The organism is Baekduia sp. (assembly GCF_035996765.1).
Classification (GTDB): domain Bacteria; phylum Actinomycetota; class Thermoleophilia; order Solirubrobacterales; family Solirubrobacteraceae; genus Baekduia.
This window is the reverse complement of sequence record NZ_DASYJG010000023.1, coordinates 86,993-112,599: the sequence shown is the minus strand read 5'-3', so window position 1 is coordinate 112,599 and position 25,607 is coordinate 86,993. Positions and strand designations below refer to the sequence as shown.

Annotated in this window: 16 protein-coding genes; 11 read left to right on the top strand and 5 right to left on the bottom strand. The window is 68.8% G+C overall.

Annotated elements, in window-relative coordinates:
- The 6 genes from VGO10_RS04730 (at window position 1) to VGO10_RS04705 (ending at window position 9,705) form a co-directional block, all read left to right on the top strand.
- Entirely contained in the window at window positions 1-1,008 is a 1,008-nt protein-coding gene (locus VGO10_RS04730; protein ID WP_327465682.1) for a hypothetical protein, read from the top strand.
- A gap of 418 nt (window positions 1,009-1,426) precedes the next feature.
- A complete protein-coding gene (locus VGO10_RS04725; protein ID WP_327465680.1) occupies window positions 1,427-5,047 on the top strand; it encodes a hypothetical protein in 3,621 nt (1,206 codons plus the stop codon).
- Between the two features lie 9 nt (window positions 5,048-5,056).
- Window positions 5,057-8,596, top strand: coding sequence for a hypothetical protein (locus tag VGO10_RS04720; protein WP_327465678.1), 3,540 nt, complete (start codon window positions 5,057-5,059; stop codon window positions 8,594-8,596).
- A gap of 79 nt (window positions 8,597-8,675) precedes the next feature.
- On the top strand, window positions 8,676-8,912 hold the full coding sequence (locus tag VGO10_RS04715) for an AbrB/MazE/SpoVT family DNA-binding domain-containing protein (protein ID WP_327465676.1): 237 nt from the start codon (window positions 8,676-8,678) through the stop codon (window positions 8,910-8,912).
- Window positions 8,909-9,319, top strand: coding sequence for a type II toxin-antitoxin system VapC family toxin (locus tag VGO10_RS04710; protein ID WP_327465674.1), 411 nt, complete (start codon window positions 8,909-8,911; stop codon window positions 9,317-9,319). Before VGO10_RS04715 ends, VGO10_RS04710 begins: the two co-directional genes overlap by 4 nt.
- A gap of 65 nt (window positions 9,320-9,384) precedes the next feature.
- Window positions 9,385-9,705: a TfoX/Sxy family protein gene (locus VGO10_RS04705; protein ID WP_327465672.1), complete on the top strand. Its 321-nt coding sequence runs from the start codon at window positions 9,385-9,387 to the stop codon at window positions 9,703-9,705.
- Between the two features lie 15 nt (window positions 9,706-9,720).
- Here the strand turns inward: VGO10_RS04705 and VGO10_RS04700 are convergent, their stop codons facing one another.
- Window positions 9,721-10,299 (bottom strand): TetR/AcrR family transcriptional regulator, encoded by a 579-nt coding sequence (locus VGO10_RS04700; RefSeq protein ID WP_327465670.1) that lies wholly within the window; start codon window positions 10,297-10,299, stop codon window positions 9,721-9,723.
- Between the two features lie 64 nt (window positions 10,300-10,363).
- Between VGO10_RS04700 and VGO10_RS04695 the strand changes: the two genes are divergently transcribed.
- Window positions 10,364-10,762: a nuclear transport factor 2 family protein gene (locus VGO10_RS04695; RefSeq protein ID WP_327465669.1), complete on the top strand. Its 399-nt coding sequence runs from the start codon at window positions 10,364-10,366 to the stop codon at window positions 10,760-10,762.
- Window positions 10,763-10,794: 32 nt separating this feature from the next.
- Here the strand turns inward: VGO10_RS04695 and VGO10_RS04690 are convergent, their stop codons facing one another.
- The 4 genes from VGO10_RS04690 to VGO10_RS04675 all read right to left on the bottom strand — a co-directional run bounded on the left by VGO10_RS04690 (window position 10,795) and on the right by VGO10_RS04675 (window position 15,401).
- Complete coding sequence (locus VGO10_RS04690; RefSeq protein ID WP_327465667.1) at window positions 10,795-11,610, bottom strand: hypothetical protein; 816 nt, start codon at window positions 11,608-11,610, stop codon at window positions 10,795-10,797.
- Window positions 11,600-12,619 (bottom strand): hypothetical protein, encoded by a 1,020-nt coding sequence (locus VGO10_RS04685; RefSeq protein WP_327465665.1) that lies wholly within the window; start codon window positions 12,617-12,619, stop codon window positions 11,600-11,602. Before VGO10_RS04685 ends, VGO10_RS04690 begins: the two co-directional genes overlap by 11 nt.
- A 70-nt stretch (window positions 12,620-12,689) precedes the next feature.
- Entirely contained in the window at window positions 12,690-13,343 is a 654-nt protein-coding gene (locus tag VGO10_RS04680) for a TetR/AcrR family transcriptional regulator (RefSeq protein WP_327465663.1), read from the bottom strand.
- 111 nt (window positions 13,344-13,454) lie between these two features.
- Complete coding sequence (locus VGO10_RS04675; RefSeq protein WP_327465661.1) at window positions 13,455-15,401, bottom strand: TetR/AcrR family transcriptional regulator; 1,947 nt, start codon at window positions 15,399-15,401, stop codon at window positions 13,455-13,457.
- A 117-nt stretch (window positions 15,402-15,518) separates the two neighbouring features.
- Between VGO10_RS04675 and VGO10_RS04670 the strand changes: the two genes are divergently transcribed.
- The 4 genes from VGO10_RS04670 (at window position 15,519) to VGO10_RS04655 (ending at window position 25,594) form a co-directional block, all read left to right on the top strand.
- Window positions 15,519-16,466: a helix-turn-helix domain-containing protein gene (locus VGO10_RS04670; protein WP_327465659.1), complete on the top strand. Its 948-nt coding sequence runs from the start codon at window positions 15,519-15,521 to the stop codon at window positions 16,464-16,466.
- Between the two features lie 142 nt (window positions 16,467-16,608).
- On the top strand, window positions 16,609-17,634 hold the full coding sequence (locus tag VGO10_RS04665) for a hypothetical protein (protein ID WP_327465657.1): 1,026 nt from the start codon (window positions 16,609-16,611) through the stop codon (window positions 17,632-17,634).
- A gap of 107 nt (window positions 17,635-17,741) precedes the next feature.
- A complete protein-coding gene (locus VGO10_RS04660; RefSeq protein ID WP_327465655.1) occupies window positions 17,742-21,338 on the top strand; it encodes a hypothetical protein in 3,597 nt (1,198 codons plus the stop codon).
- A 47-nt stretch (window positions 21,339-21,385) separates the two neighbouring features.
- Window positions 21,386-25,594: a hypothetical protein gene (locus VGO10_RS04655; protein ID WP_327465653.1), complete on the top strand. Its 4,209-nt coding sequence runs from the start codon at window positions 21,386-21,388 to the stop codon at window positions 25,592-25,594.
- Window positions 25,595-25,607 lie beyond the last annotated feature (13 nt).

The window sequence follows — 25,607 nt, the reverse complement described above, 5'->3', positions numbered from 1 at the left end:
ATGGCCCCTGCCGTGACGGAGGCCGAGCGGGAAGCTGCCAACGGCCCCAGGAGCCGGCGCAGCGGCCGCGCCTACGGGCTGCCGAGCCAGCGCGACCGGCTGGTCGCGGCGATGGGCGAGCTGACCGCCGAGGTGGGCTCCTCGACTGTCGGCGTGCACCACGTCTGCCAGCGCGCGGGCATCTCGCGCCGCACCTTCTATGAGTTGTATGTCGATCGCGACGCGTGCCTGCTCGATGCCATCGGCGAGGCGCAGCGCCGGCTGGTCGCCCACGTGGCCGCGGCGGTCGCCCAGGCGGGGTCCGAGTGGGAGGATCGCGTGGTCGCCGCGACGCGGACTTTGGTCGCCGCGCTCTGCGCCGACCAGATCCTCGGGCACCTGTGCGTCGTCGCGCCGCTCGCCGCCGGGCCGGACGCGCTGGCGCTGCGGCGCACGGCGATGGACGAGATCGGCCGCCTGCTCGGCCCGCCCCCGCAGACCGACGTGCCCGCCGGCCTCGTGCTCGCCGCCGCGCTGGGCGGCGTCTGGGAGCTGCTGCGCCACTTCCTCACCGACGACGACGGCGACGTGGCCGAGCACGAGCTGACCACCGCGGCGATCAACGCCCTGCTGGCGCCGTTCGTCGGCCGCCGCCGCGCCGCCGCGCGCGCCCAGACCCCGGGCGACGTCACTACCTTCGTCACGCGCTGGACTCCCAGCTCGCCTGAGGCTGACAGCCACGGCCTGCTGGTCACCGAGCTCACACGGCTGACGCTCGCCTACCTGGGCGCGCATCCGGGCGCTTGCAACGTTGACATCGCGCGAGGGGTGGATGTGCGTCACGAGAGTCAGATCAGCCGTCACCTCGGCCGGCTGGAAGGCGCCGGGATCGTGGCGCGCCGTCGGGAGGGCCGGACGAACGCGTGGCGGCTGACGGCGCGGGGCGAGGAGGCGGTGCGGTCGCTGCGTCCCGACCTGCCGACGCCCATCGGCAGAGCTTGGTCGTCGACTGATCGTAAGGAGGCGTGAGATGGCTCGTTCCCGTTCCTGTCGCCGGCTGAAGGACCCGTCACCGATGAGCACTGCCGTTTCCGAGACCAACATGAGAGAGACCATCTGCATGACTGACCGTTCGGGTGATGCCGGCGCTGGCGCGCCGGGGGCCTGTGGCGCGTCGCTCAGCCAGCAGGCCCGGAGGGTCGCCGTGGGGCCGACCGAGCCTGTCGCGCCACCGTCCGTCCCGTTCGTTGTAGGCCTGATTTCCGGTTTTCAAGGAGTGTTCGTGCTGACTGTTTCTCATCTCGTTCAGGCTGTGCGCCGGTTATTGGTCGCTGTGGCAGGTGTGGCCGCGCAGCGCTTCGGCGGAAGCGGGGCGCCTGCAGCCGACAACCGTTCCTCCGGACGAACGGCGTCCGGCTTCCGACGCCACCCGCTGCTCGGCCGCGTCGTGTCCGCACTGGGACTCAGCCTCGCCGCCGCCGCCCTCCTCGCCCTGGCCGCTCCCTCCGCCTTCGCCCTCTCCAACCTCGGCCAGCTCAGCGGCACCTTCGGCCAGCTCAACTCCGAGAGCGTCGCCGTCAACGACGCCAATGGCCATATCCTCGTCGCCGACTCTGCCGTCGGCCTCGTCTACGACTACGCCTCGGCCTCCGATACCAGCCCGACCACCTGGGACGGCTCCAACACCCCCGCCGGCTCCTTTGGCGGCGGGGCGGTCGCGGTCGCCGCCGACAACTCGACCGGCGATGTCTACGTCGCCGACGCCACCGACGCCGTCATCGACAAGTTCGACTCCTCCGGCGCCCTGATCGCGTCGTTCGGTGACACCACCCCCAGCCCCGACGGTCAGCTCGCGGGCCTCGCCGCCCCGAGCGGTTCTTTCTCTCCGGCGCAAGTCACCACCTTCGGCATCACCGTCGACCAGGCCACCCACGATCTCTACGCCATCGACGCCGGCCACCAGGTCGTCGACGTCTTCGATTCGACCGGCGCCTACCAGAGCCAGATCACCGCGACCCCTGCCGGCCTCTACGCCTACAGCGGCAACTACGCCGACGGCATTGCCGTCAATGCCACCACCGGCCATGTCTTCGTCTCCGACTCAGGCCCCGTCCAGACCTTCGAGTTCGATGGCTCGGGCGCCTACGTTCGCACGCTCACCGGCTCCGGCACCCCTGCCGGCTCCTTCGGCCTCGGGTTTACCTCGGTGGCAACCAGCGATGCAACCGGTGACCTCTACGTCCTCGACACCCAGGACCAGGTGGTCGACGTCCTTGACTCCGCCGGCAATTTTCTCAGCCAGATCGCCGGCACACCGGTCGGTGGCCCCTTCGGCGGCCTCGCCGCCGGCCAGGCGAGCGGCAACGTCTACGTCTCAGACGACGGCGCCTCGCCAGTGGTCAAGATCTTCGGGCCGGGGCCGCCCTCGATCGACGCCGCCGCGGCCCAAGACCTCACCGCCACCACCGCCGATCTCACCGCCAAGATCAATCCCAACGGCTTCGACACCACCTACCACTTCGACTGGGGCACCGACACCTCCTACGGCAACACCGCTCCTGTCCCCGACGGCGACATAGGCTCAGGCGGAACTGACGTCGCCGTCTCCGCCCACCTCTCCGGCCTGACCGCCAACACCACCTACCACTGGCGTGTCGTGGCCACCAACGCCAACGGCACGGTCGGGGCCAGCGCCGATCACACCTTCATCTACGACACCACTGGGCATGCCCTCCCGGACAATCGCGCCTACGAGCAGGTCACCCCGGCACAGAAGAACGGTGCCCTCATCGGCGTCGTCTTCTTTAGCGCGGGTCCCCCGAACGTCGCTGCCGACGGCTCTGGCGTCGTCAGTCCCTCCATCCAGTGCTTCGGCGATGCCGCTGCCTGCAATGGGGATCGAGGTGTCCAGGGTGACCCGGTTGCGTTTACTCGCAGTCCCTCGGGCTGGATCTCCACGGCACTCGCGCCCCCCGCCAGCCAGTTCGGTCAAAACTACCCGGTGAGTTATGGCGGTGACGTCGGCGCCGTTCTCTTCTCCGTTCCTACTGCGCCTGCCTATCAGGATGACTTCTATGCCCGTCTCGGCGACGGGTCCCTCGTCGACGTGGGCCCCGTGACGCCGCCGTCTGGTGGTGCGCGCGCCCATGTCTTCGGCTCGAGTGCGACGGCGGCGACCGCCGATCTCTCTCACCTGCTGTACCAGCTCGACTGCACTGGTGGCGATTGCTGGCCCTTCGACGCGACGACCCGGCAAGGCGGAAGTTCTTCGCTGTACGAGTACGTCGGTGCCGGTAACACTCAGCCCCTGCTGGTCGGCGTCAGCGGAGGCCCCGGATCTACCGACCTGATCAGCGTCTGTGGCGATCTGCTCGGGGGAGGCGACGGTGCGACCTACAACGCCCTCTCCGGGGATGGTGCCACGGTGTTCTTCACCGCCCGCCAGTGTGCCTCGGGGTCGGGTGCCAACGCCGCCACTCCCGTTCCTGCTGATGCGCTCTATGCCCGCATCGACGGCGAGCGCGCCGACGCCCGCACGGTCGCGATCTCTCAGCCGTCGCCGGCCGATTGCACGATCCCGGCCTGCACCGGCTCTGCGGCCGCCGCCGCCGGCTTTCAGGGCGCCTCCCACGACGGCTCTCGGGTCTTCTTTACCTCCACCCAGCAACTCACCAACGCCGCCAGCGAGGACACCACCCCCGGCGATGCCGCTGGAGGCGCCACCGAGTGCAGCCACACCACCGGCTCGGGCGGCTGCAACCTCTACCTCTATGACTTCGGAAAGGCCGCCGGTCATGAGCTTACTGCGGTTTCTGCCGGTGACGCCTCCGGCGGCGGTCCTCGTGTCCAGGGTGTGATGGCGATATCTCCCGATGGCTCGCGCGTCTATTTCGTCGCCAAGGGCGTGCTCAGCACCGACCCCAATGCCCAGGGCCAGATCGCGCACGATGGTGCCTACAACCTCTATGACTATGACGTTGCCACTGGTGACACCACCTTCATCTCCCCTCTCGCCGGATCCGATAGTGCGTTCCCCATCGACGGCCAGTCGGTGGGTGGGTTCACCCATGGCGTCGGCTTGGCCAACGTCACCGCCGACGGCCGCTTTCTCGTCTTCATGAGCTATGGCCAGCTCACCACCGACGACCACAGTTCTCAGGCTCAGGTCTTTCGCTACGACGCTCAGACCGGCCGGCTGATCCGCATCTCTGTCGGCAACGATGGCTTCAGCGACAACGGCAACGGCGGCGTCGACCTTGCCAGCATCGTTCCGGCTTTCCATGGCGGTTCGGGCCGTACCGACCCGACCATGTCGCGCGACGGCTCCCGAATCTTCTTCCGCGATCCCGCCGCCCTCACACCCGGCGCCCTCGACAACATCCAAGTCGGCACCGTCAGCGCCGACCCCATCTACGCCCAGAATGTCTATGAGTGGCATTCAGGCCACGTCTCTCTGATCTCCGATGGCCGTGACGTCTCCGCCATTGCCACCCCCGGTGGAAACGGCCTTCCCACCGATGCCACCAGTTCCGTCGGGCTGCTCGGGACCGACACCACCGGCGACAACGTCTTCTTTACGACAACCGATCGCCTCGTTCCGCAAGACGGCGACACCCAGCTGGACTACTACGACGCGCGGGTCGGTGGCGGCTTCCCCTTCACCCCGCCATCGGAACCATGTGACGGTGACAGCTGTCAGGGCGCTGCGGGCGGTCAGCCCGTACCGCCGAGCGCTGCGAGCGTGACGTTCAGCGGGCCGGGCAATGCGACACGGCCAGCTGCGCCGGCGAAGGTCAAGATCCTGAGCACGGTCGTGCACGGCTCCCGGTTCTCGGTGGCCGTCAAGGTGCCGGGCAAGGGACGGATCACGATCAGCGGTTCGGGGATCAAGCCGGTCGGAAAGTCTGTCGGCAAGGCGGGGACCTACAAGGTGCGCGTCGGGCTGACCGCCAAGGAGGCCAGGACGCTCAAGCGCAAGCACAAGGTCAAGCTCAGGCCACGCGTCGTGTTTGCGCCGGCCGGTGGCCCGTCCTCCTCGGTGACCGTCTCGCTGACGGTCAAGGCGTAGGTGGCCACGATGACCAAGGAGACGATGAAGATGACCACGCTCAGCCACCCGCCCCGAAACCGTGCGTTCGCCGCGCTGATCGCGACCGCGGCCGTCGTCCTCGCGCTCTGCGCCGGGACCGCAAGCGCCGCAGTACCCGCCCCCGGCTGGACCCTTGACAACATCCCGATCCCGACCAACTTCTCCGCGGCCGACAACGCCCAGTGCCTGGGGTCATTCCACCTTCCCGACTACCGAACCTTCAAATGCGACACCTACCAGGTCACCGTGACCAACGCCGGCTCACAATCGGCCGACGGCAGTCCCATCACCTTGACCGACGCCCTTCCGCCGGGCTTGACCGTTCAGCGGATCGCCTTTCTCTGGCACGGATCGGGAGCCGTGGCCGCCGGTTTGGAGGGCGCCGTCGCCGTGGACCTCGCCACGTCCGGCTTCTGCAGCGCCACGCCGGCCCCCTCGAGCACCCCTGTCTCCTGCCGGCTTGACACCGCCGGCAACGGGTGGCCCCCGGTCGCCCCCGACGACACCCTCACGATGCTCGTCTTTGTCACCGTCGACGCTCCAGGCGCCTCCGGGCCCCTCACCAACTCCGCCACCGTCACCGGTGGTGGCGCGCCCGACGCCACCGCCGTCAGCGACCATCAGATCAGCTCCGCGGCTCCAGCCTTCGGACTCGTCGGCTTTGCCTCCCACATCGCCGGGCTCGACGGCCGCCCCGACACCCAGGCCGCCGCTCACCCGTATCAGTTCAGCACGCGGATTGACCTTGCCAGCGAGTTCAGGACACCCCCCGACGACAACGAACGCTTTCAGGTCGGGGTAACCAGCGTCGAGGACCTGAAGGACGCGGTCGTCGATCTTCCTCTTGGTTTCCTGGGCTCGGCACTCGCCACGCCGACCTGCACCCTGGTCCAGCTCTCCGGGGCGGGAAGCTGTCCGGCCGCCTCCCGGGTCGGCCACCTGCGGACCGAGCCGGTTGGCGCCCCCGACGGGGTCGACGGTCCCATCTTCAACCTTGTTCCCGAGCATGGGGTCGCTGCCGAGTTTGGCTTCATCGACGTCCTCAAAACCTCCCACGTCCTCTACGCCCGTGTCGTTCCGAGCCCCGACGGCTACGTCCTGCGCACCACTGCCCCCGACATCCCCCAGGTCACCCTCACCGCCATCAACGCCACCTTCTACGGCAACCCGGTCGCCCGCAACGCCACCGGCCAGACGCCGGTGGCGATGTTCACCAACCCGTCAAGCTGCGACGGCCGGCCGCTAAGGACAACGGTCTATGTGGACTCTTGGCAGCATCCGGCTCGTTTCAAGGCGGATGGGACGCCGGATCTGTCTGACGCGAATTGGGCGTCTGCGAGCTCGACTTCGCCGCCGGTGACGCGTTGTGACAAGTTGCGTTTCAGCTCGTCGTTGTCGGCGCAGCCGCAGACGACGGTCGCTGATTCGCCGTCGGGCCTCGATGTCGCGGTCAAGGTGCCGCAGTCCAGTGATCCCGCGACGTTGGCGACGCCGCCGCTGAAGAAGGCGGTCGTGACGCTGCCGGCTGGCTTTACGGTCAATCCGTCTTCGGCGGATGGTTTGGGTGCGTGTTCGCCGGCCCAGATCGACCTGGGCAGCGCTTCGTCGCCGAGGTGTCCGGACAGCTCGAAGGTCGGCAGCGTGGAGCTTGAGAGCCCGTTGCTGCCCGGCACGTTGAAGGGGTCGATCTACCTGGCGACCCAGACCGACAACCCGTTTCACTCACTGCTGGCCGGCTACATCGTCGTCGACGACCCGACGACGGGTATCGTGGTCAAGATCCCGGGCAACCTGACCCCCGATCCCATTACGGGTCAGATCACCGGGGTGTTTGACAACAACCCGCAGTTCCCGTTCTCAGAGCTGAGGCTGCACTTCAAGGGCGGCTCGCGCGGCGTGCTGGCGACCCCGGGGGCGTGCGGGGTCTTCACCACCAACGCGGCCTTCAGCCCCTGGTCGGCCCCGGACTCCGGACCCGATTCGACGCCAAGTGATCCGTTCTCGATCACGAGTGGGTGCGTGTCAGGGTTCTCGCCGAAGTTCACGGCGGGGACGACCAACCCGCAGGCCGGCGCTTACTCGCCGTTCGTGCTCTCGTTCTCACGCACCGACACCGACGAGAACCTCCAGGGGTTGTCGGTGACGCTGCCGCCGGGTTTGGTGGGCAAGCTCGCCGGCGTGCAGCAGTGCTCAGAGGCACAGCTGGCCTCGATCTCAGACCAACTCGGCACCGGGGCCGCGCAGGCAGCCGGCCCGAGTTGTCCGGCCGCCTCCCAGGTCGGGACCGTGACCGCGGGTGCCGGGGTCGGCTCGTCACCGTTCTTCATCGGCGGCAAGGCCTATTTGACCGGCCCGTACAAGGGCGCTCCGTATGGTCTCGCGGTGGTGGTGCCGGCGCTCGCGGGTCCGTTTGACCTCGGCAACGTTGTCGTGCGTCAGCGGCTGGAGATCGATCCGATCGATGCGCACGTGACCGCGATCTCCGACCCGCTGCCGACCATCCTGGACGGCATCCCCCTGCGAGTCCGCCGCGTCGACGTCAACCTCGACCGGCCGAGCTTCACGCTCAACCCGACGAGCTGTGCGGCCAAGCAGATCCAGGCGCAGGTGGTCTCAACCGCCGGGACGCTGGCGGATCTGGCGGCGCCGTTCAGCGTCGGCGGCTGCGGCGACCTGGCCTACGCGCCGAAGCTGGCGATCAGCCTCACCGGGAAGGGGCAGACGACCGACGACAAGCACCCCGGCGTCCACGCGGTGCTGACCCAGCCGGTGGGGCAGGCCAACAACAAGAAGGTCACCGTCAGCCTGCCGTTGTCGCTGGCGCTGGATCCGGATAACGCGCAGTCGTTGTGTGAGTTTGCCGACGGGTCGAAGGTCGACCCGACGTGTCCGAAGGGCAGCATCGTCGGCCAGGCGACGGCAAGGACGCCGATCCTCGACCAGTCGCTGACCGGGCCGGTGTACTTCGTCAAGAACATCCGCAAGGACCCGAAGTCGGGCCGTGATATCCGGACGCTGCCCAAGCTGGTGATCCCGTTGACCGGCCCCAACGGGCTGCGGCTCACCGTCACCGGCACCAGCAACGTCGTCGACAACCACCTCGTGAGCACGTTCGACAACCTGCCGGACGCCCCGGTGTCGGACTTCACCCTCGATATCGATGGGGGCAAGCACGGCATCCTCGTTGTGTCGGGGACCGACATCTGCAAATCCACGCAGACCGCGACCCGCCAAGCCGATGGCCAGAACGGCAAGACCGCCGACGCCTCATTGACCTTGAGCACGCCGGCGTGCCCGCTGAAGATCCTGTCCAAGAAGGTCGGCAAGACCACGGTGGTGATCAAGGTCGGCGGCCTCGGCGCCGGCAAGGTCACCGTCACCGGCAAGGGCATCAAGAAGACCACCAAGACCATCACCAGCTCGACGGTCGCGACGATCACCGCCAAGCGCACCAAGGGCAAGGCAGGCAAGGTCACGGTCTCCTTTGACCCGACCGGGCCGGCGAAGGCCCACAAGACGAGCAAGTAGGACGGCGGCACACCCGGGTCGCGGTGACGCTCACCGCGACCCGGGTCGCGCCTGGGATCTCGCTGGTATCATTTTGGGAATGAAGGCGTCGATCGATTCCGTAGGTCGCATCGTCGTGCCGAAGCCCTTCCGTGACGCGCTTGGGCTGGTCGCGGGTTCGACGGTCGACATCTCTCGCTATGGCGCAGGGCTGCAGGTGATTCCCTCGGGGCGGACCGCGCGACTCATCGAGGAGGATGGCGCGCTGGTGGCGACCGGCACCACGGTCATCGATGACGAGGACGTCTTCGGGCTGATCGACGCGGGCCGGCGTTGAGCGCGCTGGCGCTCGACACGAGCGTCGCGATTCCGTTGCTGGTCGCGACGCATCGCGAGCATGCGGCCGTCGTCCGGTGGTGCGCCGGCCGGGAGGTGGCGCTGAGCGGCCACACCGTGGCCGAGACCTACTCAGTGCTGACGCGCCTGCCCGGAGACTTGCGCCTGCTGCCCGAGGACGCGGCGCGGTTGCTGCGCGAGCGCTTCTCGGCGCCGTTGCTGCTCAGCCGCAAGGTGGCCGCGAAGCTGCCCGACAGGCTGTCGGCGCTGGGGATCTCAGGCGGGGCGGTGTACGACGCGCTGGTCGGGCTGGCCGCCGCCGAGCACGGGGCGCAGCTCGCGACGCGAGACGCGCGGGCCCGCGCGACCTATGAGGCGGTCGGGGCACACGTCGTGGTCGCCGGCTGAGGCTCTGCCACGCGAGCGCCCGCCGGGCTCTTGTCGCGTGGCTCGACATGGGCGACGATCCCGCCATGCCCTACGACGAGTCTCTGGCCGCCCGGATCCGGGAGCTCCTCGCGTCTGAGCCCGGCATCGCCGAGAAGCGCATGTTCGGCGGCCTCGCGTTCCTCATCGACGGCAAGCTCTCGGTGGCTGCCAGCGGCTCCGGTGGCCTCATGGCCCGTGTCGCACCCGAGCAGACCGACGAGCTGCTCAACCGTCACCAGCTCCACGCCGAGCCTTTCATCATGCGCGGTCGCCCCATCGACGGCTGGCTCCGCGTCACCGCCGAGGGCGTCAAGACCCGCCAACAGCTCAAGCCCTGGGTCTCCCGCTCGGTCGCCTACGCGTAGAACAAGATCCGGCGCTCAGCTGCCGAGCACGGCGCGGGCGGTCTCCGTGACGAGCACCCCGGCGTCGGGTGGGAGCTTGGCTCGCGGGCTGGCCTGGAGGTGACGCCGGACGATCGCCAGTGGGAGGTCGACGGTGGAGAGGAGGACGCGGTCGAGGGTCGGCTCGCCGAGCTCGGTCGCGCGCGCCTGGAGCGCCTTGCCGAGCGCGCGCCGGTCGGCAGCCGCGCGGCGGCGGGTCGCCGGTGGCCAGTCGGCGGCTGCGAAGTCGTCAGGCCCGCGGAGGAGGAGGCGTGCCTCGGCGGGGTGGTCGCGGCACCGCTCGATCACGTAGCTCGCGGCGGCGACGCAGCCTTCGAGGGCCGGCGCCGAATCCAGGGCTTCCAAGAAGCCGCTCTGGAACGCGCCGGTCGTCCGCAGCCACAGCTGCCCGAGCAGCGCGGCGCGATCGTCGAAGCGGTGGTAGAGCGAGCCGCTCGGCGCGCCGCTGGCGGCTGATACGGACGCGATCGTGACGCTCGCCGGGCCGCGATCGGCGGCGATCGTGAGCGCCACGTCGAGCAGCGTCTGGGTGTCGTGGAGCGCTGGTCGTCCCAAGGCGGAGCATCCTGCCGGGTAGTATTAGCGATATACCGCTAATACTACCGACGAGGAGCACGGAATGACCGACCCGACCGCGATCGCCCAACGCCTCTACGACGCCTTCGCCGCCCACGACGGCGAGGCGCTTCTGGCGGCGATGACCGAGGACTTCGTCGGCACCGTCAGCGTCGGCATGCCGCTCGGCGTCGGCGGGCGCCACGAGGGCCGCGACGCGATGCTGCGCGACTGCTGGGCGCAGGTGTTCATCACCTACGACATGGCGGTCGAGGCCGACCGCTACCTCGTCTGCTCGCCCGACGAAGTTGTCGTCCTTGGTTCATACCGCGGCACCGAGCGCGCGACCGGCGACCCCGTCGACGCGCGCTTCGCCCACATCCTCACGCTCCGCGACGGCCATGTGGCCGCCCTCGAGCAGATCACCGACACGCGCAGCTGGGCGGCTGCTGCGGCCGCCTAGCCAACGCGGCTCGAGACGTCAGTTCGCTGTGCTCAGCGATGCAATGCCTCCAGGAACTCTCGGACGGCGGCGGCCGCGTCGGCGGCGAGCAGCGCCGCGTCCTCCTCGGGTGTCACCTTGAGCGACTCCTGGGCGTAGGCCCGCGGACCCTGCGCACGGTCGTCGCGGAAGCGTTCACGCAGCTCGGCGAACGTCGTGGCCATCCCGGGTACCGCCGCCTTGAGCGTGCTGGCGTTGATCAGGGCCGCGGCCGCAGCTGGGCCGCCGGCGTCGTTGTGCAGGAGCACATAGGCGAGGTCGTAGTAGTCCTTGTCGGCACCACGGGTCCGTGCCGCTGCCGCCTTGGACAGCAGGTAGCCGGCAAGCCCGGCGTAGCGGACCTGCACATCGCCGTCGGGGCCGTGCAGGGTCATCTCGCGATGGTCGTGTTCGACGTTGCCGGTGCCACGCAGGTTGACGGCCCGAAGCGTCGAGCAGCCCTTCGGTGTGACGATCGCCTCGGCGGGCTGATCATCGAGATCGCAGAGAAACTCGATCTTCACGACGCGGCCCTCGACCACTCCGCTCCAGCGCCAGCCGTCAGCGTCTGGCGCGAAGTCCATCATCTTCAAGGCGCGCTCGATCGGTGATAGGTCGCGGTCCGCGGTCAGATGTGTCACGAGCAGGACGTCGACGTCGGTTGTACCGAGATGCGCAGGCGCGGTTGACGCGGCGCTCGTCAATGTCGGCGGGATAAGGCCACCGAGGACGATCAGCAGCCTGCTGGTCGGCGCGCTGCCAGCCAGCAGTCGGATGAGCGCAAGCTCGGCGACAGCCCGCGCTTCTGCAGAGCGTTCATCATCGATCATGGTCGTCCATCATGACGTCGCGGAGATGCTCGGCGGCATCGCGGCCACGGCCGCCGATCCGCTGGAGGTCGGCGTACACCCACGGCCATGCGACCAGTGGCCCTGCCGGGGACGGTGTCGTGCTGAGCAGGGCCGCTTGCGGTGTCCGCCACAGCTCGATGCGTCCGGCCTCCTCGGTTGACGTGACGCCGGCCTGTTGGAGAGCCGGCTCGGTGTCGCGCCGTGCGTAGCTCTCGCTGATGCGCAGGTGGAGGATGGGCAGCTGGGTGACGAAGGGCGCCAGATGCTCTGCCGCCGCCCAGCCTGTCCATCCGAACGTGAGCGGCGGCAGCGCATCTCCGAGACGCCGCTGCAGCGCGCGGAGGTCGCGCGTGGTGCTGTGGGCGAACCAGCGCTCGACTGGCCGGTTGTTGATGTGGTCGCTCCAGGAGTCGAGCAGCGCAACAGGCTGCTCGAGCGTGCGGTAAGCACTCCGACCTCGGTTGGCGCCGCGCTTGACCGTCCAGCCCTCGCCATCGAAGCCTTGGAGGATGGCGCTCGCGCGCGCGGGCGAGCAGCGTGCATGATCGGCGATCCACTTGACGCTGATCTGCTCCGGGCGAGAGACCAGCATCGCCGCGCCGGCGAGCGCGCTCGTGTCACTCCATCGCACACCGCGCGGAGTCGGGTCGGCGGGAGCTGAGCCTCGGTCGATCCGGACGAGCAGACCGGCCTCGCGCACGTTGGCCGCACCGGTCTCGTCGATCCAGTTGACCTGTCGGTCTTTCAGCAGCTCGCGTGCGCCCGACGAGAAGACCGGAGCGACGGCGAGCGTGAGATCGGGGAAACGATCAAGCGCCTCACGGACTTCGGCCGGCCACCCGGCACGCAGCCACGCCGCCCGGAAGCGAGGACGGCCGGCGACATCGAGCACGGCCAACCGCCAAGTCCCGTCGCGGTTCTCGCGCAGTTCTACGTTGGTATCGAGGACCGACGAGACGGCACGCTTGATCCGTGTTTTCTCGTCCATAATTATAATCTACCACAGGAGTAAATTATTGGCAGCTACGAGAATAAGGCCGGATTTCAGCTCAGGTGATTCAGCCCACACCACCCGGCCGCGCCGCCGGGCGTGCGCTCACCCGCAGCGCCTCGTCGATCCCGAAGAAGGTCGACAGGCACACGTAGCTCACCGCGGGCAGCGTGTCGGGAAGCTCGTGCAGTCGCCGCTCCAGCGCGTGGCGGCGGATGAGCTCCCAGATGCCGCCGGCCAGGCACACCGATACCCCCTCCGGATCAGGCGGAGGCTCGTCGAGTGCCGCGAACGCCGGACCCAAGAACGTGCAGAACAGCTCCATCGCGCGCACGCGCCGCTCCGCGACCAGCGGCCCGAGGCTCGGCAGCTCGACCAAGGACAGCGAGACCATCTCGGGTGCCTCGGCCATGGTGGACAACATGGCCGCCAGCGCCTGGTGCAGCGCCTCGGCCGCATCGCCCTCCACGCTCATGAAGCTGTCGGCCACACGGGCGAACAGCTGTCGCGTCGAGACCGCCACGGTCTCCAGCAGCCAGTCGACCTCGGTGGGCCACTGCTGCGACACGGTTGCCAGCGGCACACCGGCTCGCTCGGCGACCTCGGCCAAGCGCGTGGCGCCAAAGCCGCGCTCGTAGACGACGGCCGCAAAAACCGCCATCAGCTCCTCGCACTCGTCGTGCGCAACGAAGCTTGAGTCTCGTGAACCGAACTGGCTCATGAGGGTGAACATACGCTCGATCTGCCCTGGAAATCCAGTCCAGGGCCGAGGAACATTCACGGCTCTCGACCAGCATATGGGAGACGTCAACGTCTCCCGCTCAGGAGGGCGTCAGCGCGAGGGCGACGTGGCGGCCAGCGCCGCGACGCGGCGGGCCTCGTCGGCGCCGAAGAACGGCGTCAGGCACTGCAGGCTCAGCGTCGGCAGCTGGCCCGGAAGCTCGGCGACGTGGTGCTCTTCGGCAAAGCGCCGCAGCGTCGCCAGGATCCCGTCGAGCACCAGCTCCAGCGCCGCCAGCGGCTGCGGCGCGCGCTGCTCGGCGACCGGCACCTGGCCGGCGATCAGCTGGAAGAACAGCGCGATGTAGCGCGCGCGCAGCACGGAGGTGGCGCGTGACAGCTCGGGATCGTCGGAGACCGCGAGCGCCGCCACCGCGGGCGTGCGCGCGATGTGCCACAACGCCGCCTCGAGCGCGCGGTGGGCAGCCAGCGGCGGATCGCCCGCGGAGGACAGGAACGCGCCCGCGGCGATGATGACCAGCTGGCCGGCCCAGGCGTCCAGGGCCTTGGTGGCAATGTCGAGCTCGTCGTCGAAGAGCGCGTTGGCGACGTCGAGCTCGATGCCCGCCTCCTGGGCGACGTCGGCCAGCCGCGTCGCCCGCAGCCCGTCGCGCGCCACAGCCTCGGCGAAGGCGTCGATGAGGCGATGGCGGTCGTCCTGCTCGGCGGCGGTGGGGGCGCCGCCGCCGTACACCGCGGCGTTTGCGGCGCGCACCGCGCGCTCCAGTCCGAGCGTCGGCGTCAGGATCATCTCGATCACCGCCGCGGTCAGGTCCGGAAGCTGCGCGGTCCGGCCCTCGAGCACCCAGCTGGCCACCAGCTCGGCCAGGCCGCCGACCATGGCCGCCGGCAGCAGCTTCGGAAGATCAGGACCGCTGAGCGCCGGCGCGATCAGATGCTCGAAGCCGCGCAGCGCCTCGTCGATCGCGGGCGCGCCGATCCGCCCCGCCGAGGGCGCGTCGACGAGCAGCAGCCGCGCCCGTCCCGGCTCGGATGCCAGGTAGCGCAGGCACGCGGCGACGGTCGCGCCGACCTGCGTCGCGCGGTCATCCTGCGGCGATGCCGCGCGCCACGCGGCGAGGTAGAGCTGGGAGAAGGACTCCTCGAAGGCCGCGGCCCACGCCTCATCCTTGGAGGCGAAGGTGTCGTAGAACGCCTGCGGCGACAGGCCGGCGGCGGCGATCAGGTCCTTGACCGACGTCGCCTCGAAGCCGGTCTCGGCCGAGACCTGCAGGACCGCTTCGAGGATCCGCGTGCGCTGATAGCGGCGCACGAACCCCGGCGGCAGGCTGTGGCGCCCGCGGGGGAGCGTGCGCTCGAGCGGCGCGGCGGGCGCCTCCAGCGACGGGTCACGGGCCGGCAACGCCCGCGGCTTCCCGGTCTCGTACATCGCGCCCCACGCCGCAAGCTCCTGGGCGGCGCCGCGCAGCGGGCGCAGCTTGCCCGCGCGGAGATGACCATCAAGAACCTGCAGCGTGCCGCCGGCCAGGACGGTCAGCGCCGCCTCGGAGAGCACCGGCACGCCCTCGACCGTCGCCGCGCGGCGCAGCAGGTCGTGCAGCCCGCTGCTCAGCGACCGGCGCCGCGCGATGCCCTGCGGGCCGACCGCGACGATGTCGACGACGGCGAGGCGCGCGGCGGCCGGCTCGGCGACGACCACGTCGACGACGGCGGTGAGCACGGCGGCGAGCGCTGCGCGCAGATCGCCCTCGGCGACGGGCCGCGTGCGCAGCGGGACGCAGGCGTCTTGGATGACCGCGTCGCACGCGTCGAGGACGAGCTGCTGCTTGCCGGCGAAGAGCTCGTAGAAGTCCTTGGTCGAGACCCCCGCCTGCGAGGCGAGCTCCTGCACCGTGGTCGCCCCGTAGCCCTGCTCGCCCAGGAGCGCGATGACGGCCTCGTGGAGGCGCCGACGGTGGTGGCCCGCGATCTCCTGCGCGTCCAGCGCGCTGCGACCGCGGGGCAGCCGGCGAGACGGGCTTGGGCGGGCGGTCGCCATACGCGCGTGAGGATACTCGGCGAGGTGGCGGCGCGATACCCCATTCATGAAGAACTTCCGCCCTAGAGAAAAATATGCGGTCGTAAAAACTGGACACGCGGGTTACTATCGGCGCCCATGTCGAAAAACAGCGACGGTGCCTCAACAGAAGGGGTTGCGGTCGAGGCCTTGCCGGCGGAGGCACAGGCGTTTCACCGCCGCGCCCGGATCGTCGACGCGACGGTGCGCGAGATCGCCGAACGTGGCTACGCGGGGACGGCGGAGGAGGCGATCGCCGAGCGGGCCGGCGTCAGCACGCGCGTGTTCTTCGAGATGTTCGCCGACAAGGAGGAGGCGCTGATCTGGGCCTACGACGCCGCCGCGGCCTACGCGATCCCCCAGATCCTGCGGGCGCTGCACGCCGAGCGCAGCTGGGCACGCGGGGCGGCCGCGGCGCTCAGCACCTACCTGGCGATCCTCGATTGCGACCGCGCCTGGGCGCTTGCTTGCCTGCGCGACGTGCCGGCTGCCGGCGAGCGCGTGCGCGCGGCTCGCGATGCCCTGCGCGCCCCCGTTCTCGATGCGCTGCAAGGGCCGACCCCATTGCCGGGGGCCGGGGGTGTCGGCGTCGAGACGATGCTGACGGCGATCGACGGGATCGCCGTCGACGGGATCCGCTACGACCCCGAGCAGCCGCTGCTGGCGCGCCAGAAGGAGCTGGCGGCCTTCGCGCTCGCGCCGTTCGCGGGGCGCTCGAACGATGGCGACCAGGCCCCGGCCCCGACCGTGCGCCGCTCGACAGAGACCGAGGAGATCGAGGGGCTGCTGGACCGCGGCGAGGCGGGCGAGGCGGCGCTGGAGCTCGTGGTGCGCGAGGCCGCCTCGCTGCGCGACGGGCCGAGCCTGTGGCGCGTGATCGCCGCCGTGCAGCGGCGCCGGGGCGGGGGTGAGCACGTCGGCGCCCGGGCCGAGGAGCTGGCGCTGGACGCGCTGGGGGAGGCGTGGTTCTTCGGGCTGGAGCTTGGCGATGACGACGAGCATCGAGGCGTCCTCTGTGGCATTCAAAAAAAAGAAAGAGGTCGTTAAATCTTGACTCCGGACATCGCAGCGTTTACGTTGCCGAGCGCACCGATCGAATCCGTCCGGTTCGAGGGAGCGGTGCGGAGGGAGGCGAGCGCCGGATGGCGCCCGCCGTCGGGTCAAGACGGTCGATGGAGGAGCAGACGACGTGCACACCGTGCCGGTGGGGAGGACCAGCAGCGCTCTCGGCGACCCGCCGCAGGGCGGGCGTCAGCGCAGCCGTCTCACGCATGGGCCCGCCACCCAGCGGGCCCGCTTGATCGCCGCGATGGGCGAGCTGGTCGCCGAGCTGGGCGGGACGACTATCGGCGTCCACCACGTCTGCCAGCGCGCTGGCATCTCGCGCCGCACCTTCTACGACCTCTACGAGGATCGCGACGGCTGCCTCGTCGAGACGCTCGAGGCGGCCTACGGCCAGCTGCTGGCCCACATCGCCGAGGCGGTGGCCGCCGCCGGAGGGGAGTGGGAGGACCGGACCGTCGCTGCGACCCAGGCGTTGTTGGTGGCCTTGGAGGCCGACCGCGTCCTCGCGCACCTCTGCCTGATGCCGGCAGCCGGCGGCCAGCGCGACGCGCTGGCGCTGCGCCGCACGGCCATCAGCCAGATCGTGGCGATGTTGACTGGCGCGCCGGTGCCGGCGCTGCCGTACGAGCCGGTGCTTGCCGGGGCGCTGGGCGGCGTCTGGGAGCTGGCGCTGCGCAGCCTGACCGACGAGCCCGGGGCCTCGATCGAGCGCCTGACCGGCGCGGCGATCTACCTGATGCTGGCGCCCTTCGCCGGCCGCCGCCAGGCCGCGTCACGGGCGGCGGGGCGCGGCAGCACCGTTGCCTATGTCACGCGCTGGCGGCCGACGGTCGCGGGCGCCGCCGACGACCGCGGCCTGCTGGTCACCGAGCTGACGGCTGACACCTTGCGCTACCTCGCCAGGAACCCTGGCGCCGCCAACGTCGAGATCTCCCGCGCGCTCGACGTGCGCCACGAGAGCCAGATGAGCCGGCACCTCGTGCGCCTTGAGCGCGCCGGGATGGTGGAGCGCCGCAAGGAGGGCCGCACGAACGCGTGGCGGCTGACGGCGCGGGGCGAGGAGGCGGCGCGGTCGCTGCGCGACGCGCGTCCGCCTGACCCGCCGCTGACGGCTGCGCCTTGGGCCAACGCGAACGGGGCGAGCGCGTGAGTCGCGCGCCGCAGCCCCGGCTCGTCACCGCCCAGCCGGCCGAACCCGTCTTGCAACCGTCAATCCCGTCCGTCTCGCGACTGATCCCCCGCTTTCAAGGAGTGCATGTGCTCACCGTCTCCCGCATCGTCAACGCCGTGCGCCGGCTGCTGGTCGCGCTGGCCGGCGTGGTTGCGCATCCGTTTGGCGGGAGCAGTACGCCCGTAGTCCGCGACGACGCTCACGCACCAAACCGTGGCCGCCGAGGCCTCGTTGCCGCAGCGGTCACCATCATCGTCGGGCTGGGCCTCGCCGCGAGCCCCGCCCTCGCCGCCAGTCAGGTCTTCCTGACGGGGTTCGGGAGCTCTGGCTCTGGCGCCGGTCAGCTCTCCAACCCCCAGGACGTCGCGGTCGATGAGTCAACCGGTGACATCTATGTGGCCGATGCCGGCAACTTTCGCATTGACAAGTTCAGCGCAATTGGCAACTTCATCCTCGCCTTCGGCCGGGACGTGAATCAGACGACCGGCGGCGACATCTGCACCGCCGCCTCGGGCGACATTTGCCAGGCCGGAACCCCGGGCACCGGACATGGGGCGTTTCAGGCTCCTACGTACGTCGCCGTCGATAACTCGGGTGGCGCTTCGGCCGGCGACGTCTATGTCGGAGACATCGGCAACGACTCCACAGCCTCTGCAGACGTAAACGCCGACATCGTCTCCAAGTTCAGCCCCGATGGCGCTCACATCGCCGGTTCCGACATCGACGGCTCAGCAAGCAATATCGACAACTTCGGGATCTCCTCCTTTGGCACCACCCAAGTCGGCATCATGGGAATGACCATCGATCCCGATGGCAATCTCTGGGTCTACGCCAACGGCTCACTCTACGAGTTCACCCCCACCGGCCAGCTCGTGCAGCATTGGCACGACCTGATCGGGGGCAGCACCTTGCCTCGCGGCATCGTCGCCGACCGCAGCCACGTCTACGTCATCACCGGAGACCATCGCCTCAACCGCTACACCTTCAACGGCCTGCTCGAGGGCCTCATCACCCGTCGACCCGACGGAAGCCTAGATAGCCAGCGCGTCGCCCTTGATCCGGTCACCGGAGAGCTCTTTGTCAATCGCGGTGGTGTCCAGATCGAGCACTACAACGCCTCCTGTTCGCCAAACAGCGACAGCAATGCGGCATCCGCTCGCGCCGGGTGTGTGGCCAGCGACATCTTCGGCGCCGGCGTCCTCGCGAACGCCGCCGGCCTCGCTCTCGACGGCTCCACTTCGACCCTTTATGTCGCCGACTCCGCCGCCGACCAGGTCAAAGTCTTCGTTCCGCCGTCGCCCACCGCACCGCTGGTCACCGCCCAGTGGGCCTCGGACGCCGGTTCAACCAGCGCCACCCTCAAGGCCGCGATCAACCCGATGCAAAACGACGCCACCTGTCAGTTTCAGTACACCGATGATGCCACCTTCCAGTCTCAGGGCTACATCGGTGCCGCCACCCTGCTTTGCGACCCCGCCGACCTCGGCGCTCGTTTTGCCGACCAGCCCGCCAAGGTTGACCTCTCTGGGCTTGCTCCCGGCACCATCTACCACTACCGCTTCCTCGCCCACAACGTCGCCGGCGACGACACGGGGGCCGACCGTAGCTTCTCGACCGAGATCTCCGAGATTGGTCTCCCTGACAACCGCGCCTATGAGCAGGTATCGCCGGCTGACAAGGACCAAGGCACCATCATCGACAGCCAGGGCGCCGGGGGAAACCAGGGATACCAAGCGGCCGCAGACGGCAACCGCATGAACTTCGCCACGAAGAACGCCCTGCCCGGCTCGGCTTCAGACGGACGGCTCTTCGATTCTGCACGCGGGTCAGCGGCCTGGTTGACCACGAACCAGATTCCACCCCAATCCCAAGGTAACTTCTTCTGTATCCAACGGGTGGGCATTTACGGTGCTTCCACTGACCTCACTCGCAGCGTGTTGGCGGATGGTGGCGGCGCAACCGTCCCCTGTGGCAAGGACGATCCCGAACTCGTTCCCGGCGAGCCAGAAGGCGTCCAGAACCTTTTCCTCCGCAATAACGCCACTGGCAGCTACCAACTCGTCAGCCTCAATCCGGTCACCGGGCCTCCGGCCGATGCCTTCTTTCACGCTGCTGATCCCAGCTTCGGCCACATCGTCTTCGGCGAGGCGGCCCAGCTCACCCCGGACGCACCCTCCGGCGCGGACAACCTCTACGAGTGGACGGCCGGCTCCGTGAAGCTCCTCTCCGTCGGTCCTGGTGGCACGCCGCTCCCGAGTGGTGGGAGCATCGAACAAAGTGCTAACTCTCATCACGCCGTCTCTGACGACGGGTCCACGGTCTTCTTCCAAGGCGGCGACGGCAACCTCTACGCCCGTGTCAGCGGGACCACAACCGTCCAGCTCGACGCCGCCGAGGGCTCCGGGCCCGGCGGCGGCGGCATCTTCCTCGCCGGCTCCGCCGACGGGTCGAAGGTCTTCTTCTCAGACGATGCCTCAGCCGGCCTTACCAACGACACCCAGCCGGGCAGCGGCACCAACCTCTACGGCTACGACCTCTCCACTGGCGACCTCACCGACCTCACCCCGTCCGCCGACGCCGGCCTCCTCGGCCTCGCGGGCGCCGGCGACTCGGGTGTCAACGTCTACTTCGTTGCCACGGGAGATATCGCCTCCGGCGCCACCTCCGGTCAGCCCAACCTGTACTCCTGGCACAACGGCGCCCTTGCCTTCATCGGCACGCTCAGCCCCGACTACCCCAACACCTGCGTCTGGCAGCTGGCCGGCTGTGCCCGTCTTTCGGCCGACGGCAGCCACCTCGCCTTCAATTCCGATCAGAGCCTGACCGGCGTCGACACCGGAAGTAAGACCGAGGTCTACCTCTACGACCAGGCCGCGGCAAAGCTCGTTTGTGCCTCCTGCCCGCCCACCGGCACCCAGGTCAGCGCGATCGCGGCTATTCAGTTCGCTCCGGTGCACGGACTCGTCTCTGGTGTCACCTCCCAGCCCCGCAATCTCAGCGCCGACGGCTCCCGTCTCTTCTTCACCGCCGACGGACCGCTGGTAGCCCGTGACACAAATGGGCGCCAGGACGTCTACGAGTACTCCGGCGGCAAGCCTCATCTGATGTCAACGGGCACCGCCACGACCGGCGCCAGCTTCCTCGACGCCAGCGCCTCAGGCGATGACGTCTTCTTCTCCACCGAGCAGCAGCTCACCACCTCCGACATCGACGGAGCCCGCGACATCTACGACGCCCGGGTCGGCGGCGGCTTCCCGGATCGTCCAACCACCCCCTGTACCGGCGAGGGCTGTAAGCCGCCGGCTTCGAGGTCTCCTGCCGACCAGAACCCCGGCTCCTCGAGCGTCTCCGGCCCCGGTAACGCCACGCCTGCCAACCCGAAGCCGCTCGCGAAGCTCAAGGTGACGCGCAAGTCCGTCTCCGGCTCGTCGATCACCGTGACGGTCAGGGTGCCCGCGAAGGGCGTGATCGCGGTGTCCGGACCCCGCATCAAGCCGGCGCGCAAAGCGGCGGCCAAGGCAGGCGCCTACAAGGTCACGGCCGGGCTGAGCGCCCAGGGTCGGCGAACGCTCGAACGCAAGCACGTATTGAGGCTCAAGGTACGCGTCTCGTACGCACCGCCTTCAGGAAAAGCCTCCTCGACGACGGTCGCGCTGACGGTGAAGAGCGGAGACCATCGATGACCGGGCAGACCGCCGCAACAACCGCCGATCCGACTCGAAAGGCCACCGTGACACGACTCCGCAAGGTCAGGATGATCCTCGCCGCGCTCGCCGCCGCCACCAGTGCCCTGCTCGCGCTCGGCGTAGCCCCGGCGTTCGCGGCCCTGCAGTTCCCGAGCGCCGGCCAGATCGCGGGACCGTCGGCCGGTACCCCGTTCAGCCTCCTGAAGTCGGAGAGCGTCGCCGTCAACGACACCAACGGCCACATCCTGGTCGCCGACTCCGGGACCGGGCTCGTCTACGACTTCACATCAGCAGTGGACACCACGCCGACGACCTGGGACGGCACGAGCACTCCGGCCGGCTCGTTCGGCGGCGCGAGCGTCGCGGTTGCGGTCGACAACGCCAGTGGCGATGTCTATGTCGCCGATCAGGCCCATGCCGTCATCGACAAATTCGACTCGGCCGGCGTCCAGATCTCCAGTTTCGGCGACAGCTCGCCCGCTGCCGACGGCCAGCTCGCCGGGACAGTGACCCCCGCCGGTTCGTTCTCGCCGGCGAGCTCCGGCACGTTCGGCATCGCCGTCGACCAGGCGACCCACGATCTCTACGTGCTCGACGCCGGCCATCAGGTGATCGACGTCTTTGACTCGACGGGTGCCTACCAGTCGCAGATCAGCGACGCCGCTGCGGTCACAGCTGGTCTCTACGGCTGCGGCGGCGCTTACGCCGACGGCATCGCCGTCAGCTCGTCGACCGGCCACGTGTTCGTCTCGGATTCGTGCGCCGTGCAGGCGTTCGAGTTCGACTCATCCGGCAGCTTCGTCAAGGCCTGGGGCGGCTCGAACACGCCGGCTGGCTCGTTCGGCGGCTACGTCTCGCTCGGTATCGACGACACCAGCGGTGACATCTACATCAGCGACACCGGTGACGCGGTCACCAACGCCTTCAATGCCTCCGGCAGCTACCTCGGCCAGATCACCGCCACACCCGGAGGCTCGTTCGGGGCCGTCGCAGCCGATCCGGCGACCGGCGACGTCTATGTCTCGGACAACGCGACGGCTGCGGTCGGCGTGTTCGGGGCAGCCGTGATCGTGCCGGACGCCACCACCAACGCCGCCACGGCAGTCGGCCCGGCCTCCGCCACGCTCAACGGGACGCTCAATCCCGGCGGCGTGCCGCTGACCTCGTGCCGGTTCTCCTACGGGCCCGACACCTCCTATGGCGCAACCGTACCCTGCGATCAGTTACCGGCTTCACTCGGCTCTGGGACCTCCGATGTCACCGTCTCAGCCGATATCAGCGGGCTCGACCGAGGCAGCGTCACACACTTCCGCCTCGAGGCTGCCAACGCGTTCGGCACCAGCGTCGGCCAGGACCAGACGCTCGCGACGGTCTCGGCCGGCTTTGGCTTCAGCCGCTTCTCGTTCAAGGTCCTCGATCAGGACGGCAACCCCTACACCCAGGCCGGCGGCCATCCTTATGAGGTCGAAAACGACGTCGCCTTCAACCTTCGCGCTGACTCCAGCGGGGGGGTCACCCCCGACCAACTGGTCAAGGATCTCAGCGTTTCCCTCCCGCCGGGCCTCGTCGGCGATCCCACTGCCGTGCCACAGTGCCCGATCTCGACCCTTCAGTCCTTTGCCAACTCTTCTCAACCCGGCCAAGGGACCAGCTGCCCCCCCTCTTCTCAAATCGGCACGGCGACCCTCTTGGTCGACTACTACGCTCCGAACATCACCGCCGAACGAATCCCGATCTACAACCTGGTTCCCCAAGACGGCCTCCCGGCCCAGTTCGGCTTTACGTACTTCGGGTTTGTAGCCGTGATCGACAACGCCCTCCGCACCGGCTCCGACTACGGTCTCGACTCGACATCGGGCAACATCACCACCTTCCTTCCGATCAAGCGCATCCACCTCGACCTCTGGGGGGTTCCCGCTGACCCATCCCACACCGGCGACCGCAGCTGCCACGGCGTGCAGATCGGAGACGGCAGAGGGGGTGAGGGCGGTTGCGCCAGCTCAGTCCAGCCTCGCCCCTTCTTCACCAACCCGACCTCGTGCTCCGGACCGCAGACCGTCACGGGCCGCGCCGACTCCTGGCAGGACGCCGGCAACTTCGTCACCACAACCACCACGTTGCCGGCGACAACCGGCTGCGACAAGCTGCAGTTCAAGCCCTCGCTCACCCTCCAGCCCGACACGAGCGCAGCCGACTCGCCCACCGGCCCGAACGTCGACCTCAAAGTTCCCCAGCCGGGGCTCCAGGATCCGAATGGGCTTTCGTCCTCCAACCTGAAGAAGGCGGTCGTCACCCTGCCCGCCGGTCTCACCGTCAACCCCGCGGCGGCCGACGGCCTCGCCGCGTGCACCCCAGCCGAGATCGGCATCAACAACGCAAGCAAGCCGACCTGTCCCGACGCTTCCAAGGTCGGCACCGCCGAGGTCCACACGCCACTGCTGCCGAACAACCTCAAGGGCTCGCTCTATCTGGCCACGCCGCACGACAACCCGTTCGGCACGCTCCTCGCCGGTTACCTGGTCGTCAACGGCGACGGCGTGCTGCTCAAGCTCGCCGGGCGCTTTGACACCGACCCGAACACCGGCCAGATCACGGCCACCTTCGATCAGAACCCGCAGCAGCCCTTCGACGACCTCAAGCTCAGCTTCTTCAGCGGGCCCAGGGCGCCGCTTGCGACCCCGGGCGTCTGCGGCACCTACACGACCCATTCCGTCCTGACCCCGTGGTCGACGCCCTTCACGAGCGACGCGCTGCTGCAGGACAGCTTCGAGATCACCTCTGGTTGTGTCGACGGTTTCCGTCCGACGTTCAAGGCTGGCACGACGACCCCACAAGCTGGTGCGTTCTCGCCGTTCGTGTTGTCGTTCTCGCGTAGCGATACCGATGAGGAGATGTCGGGGCTGAAGGTGACGCTGCCGTCGGGCCTGCTGGCCAAGGTGGCGGGTGTGCCGTTGTGCTCGGATGCCGATGCGGCGGCGGGCGCCTGCCCAGAGGCCAGCCAGGTCGGATCGGTGTCCGCCGGCTCCGGGGTTGGCCCAAGCCCGCTGTTCTTGCCCGGCAAGGCGTATCTGACCGGTCCGTACAAGGGTGGGCCGTATGGGTTGGCGGTCGTGGTTCCGGCCAAGGCCGGTCCGTTTGACCTCGGCAATGTCGTGGTGCGTCAGAAGCTGGAGATCGATCCGATCGACGCGCATGTGACCGCGACCTCTGATCCGTTCCCGACGATCCTGCAGGGGATCCCGCTACGGGTCCGCAGGGTCGACGTGACGTTGGACCGGCCGAGCTTCACGTTGAACCCGACGAGTTGTGCGGCCAAGCAGATCCAGGCTCAGTTGGTGTCGACCAGCGGCACGTTGGCCGATCTCGCAGCGCCGTTCAGCGCTGGTGGTTGCGGTGATCTGGCCTATGCGCCGAAGTTGGCGATCGCCTTGACGGGCAAGGGTCAGACGACCGATGACAAGCATCCTGGGGTGCATGCGGTGTTGACCCAGCCCGTGGGGCAGGCCAATAACAAGAAGGTCACCGTCAGCCTCCCGTTGAGCTTGGCGTTGGATCCGGATAACGCGCAGTCGTTGTGTGAGTTCGCTGATGGCTCAAAGGTCGACCCGACGTGTCCGAAGGGCAGCGTCGTCGGTCACGCGACCGCCCGGACGCCGATCCTCGATCAGCCGTTGACGGGGCCGGTGTACTTCGTCAAGAACATCCGCAAGGACCCCAAGTCCGGGCGTGAGATCCGCACCCTGCCCAAGTTGGTGATCCCGCTGACCGGTCAGAACGGACTGCGGCTCACCGTGACCGGGATGTCGAACGTGGTCGACAACCAGCTGGTGACGACATTTGACAACCTGCCCGACGCGCCGGTCAGCGATTTCACGCTTGACATCGATGGTGGCAAGCACGGCATCCTGGTGGTCTCCGGTACGGACATCTGCAAGGCCAGCCAGATCGCGACCCGTGAGGCCGACGGCCAGAACGGCAAGCAAGCCAACGCCGATGTCTACCTGCAGACCACGGCCTGCCCGCTGAAGATCATCAGCAAGAAGGTCGGCAAGACCAGCGTCGCGATCAAGATCGGCGGCCTCGGCGCCGGCAAGGTCACCGTCACCGGTAAAGGGATCAAGAAGACGTCCAAGACCATCGCCAACTCGACCGTCGCGACGATCACCGCCAAGCGCACCAAGGGCAAGCCGGGCAAGGTGACGGTCTCCTTTGACCCGGCCGGGCCGGCGAAGGCCCACAAGACCAGCAAGTAGAAGCAGGGGTGGG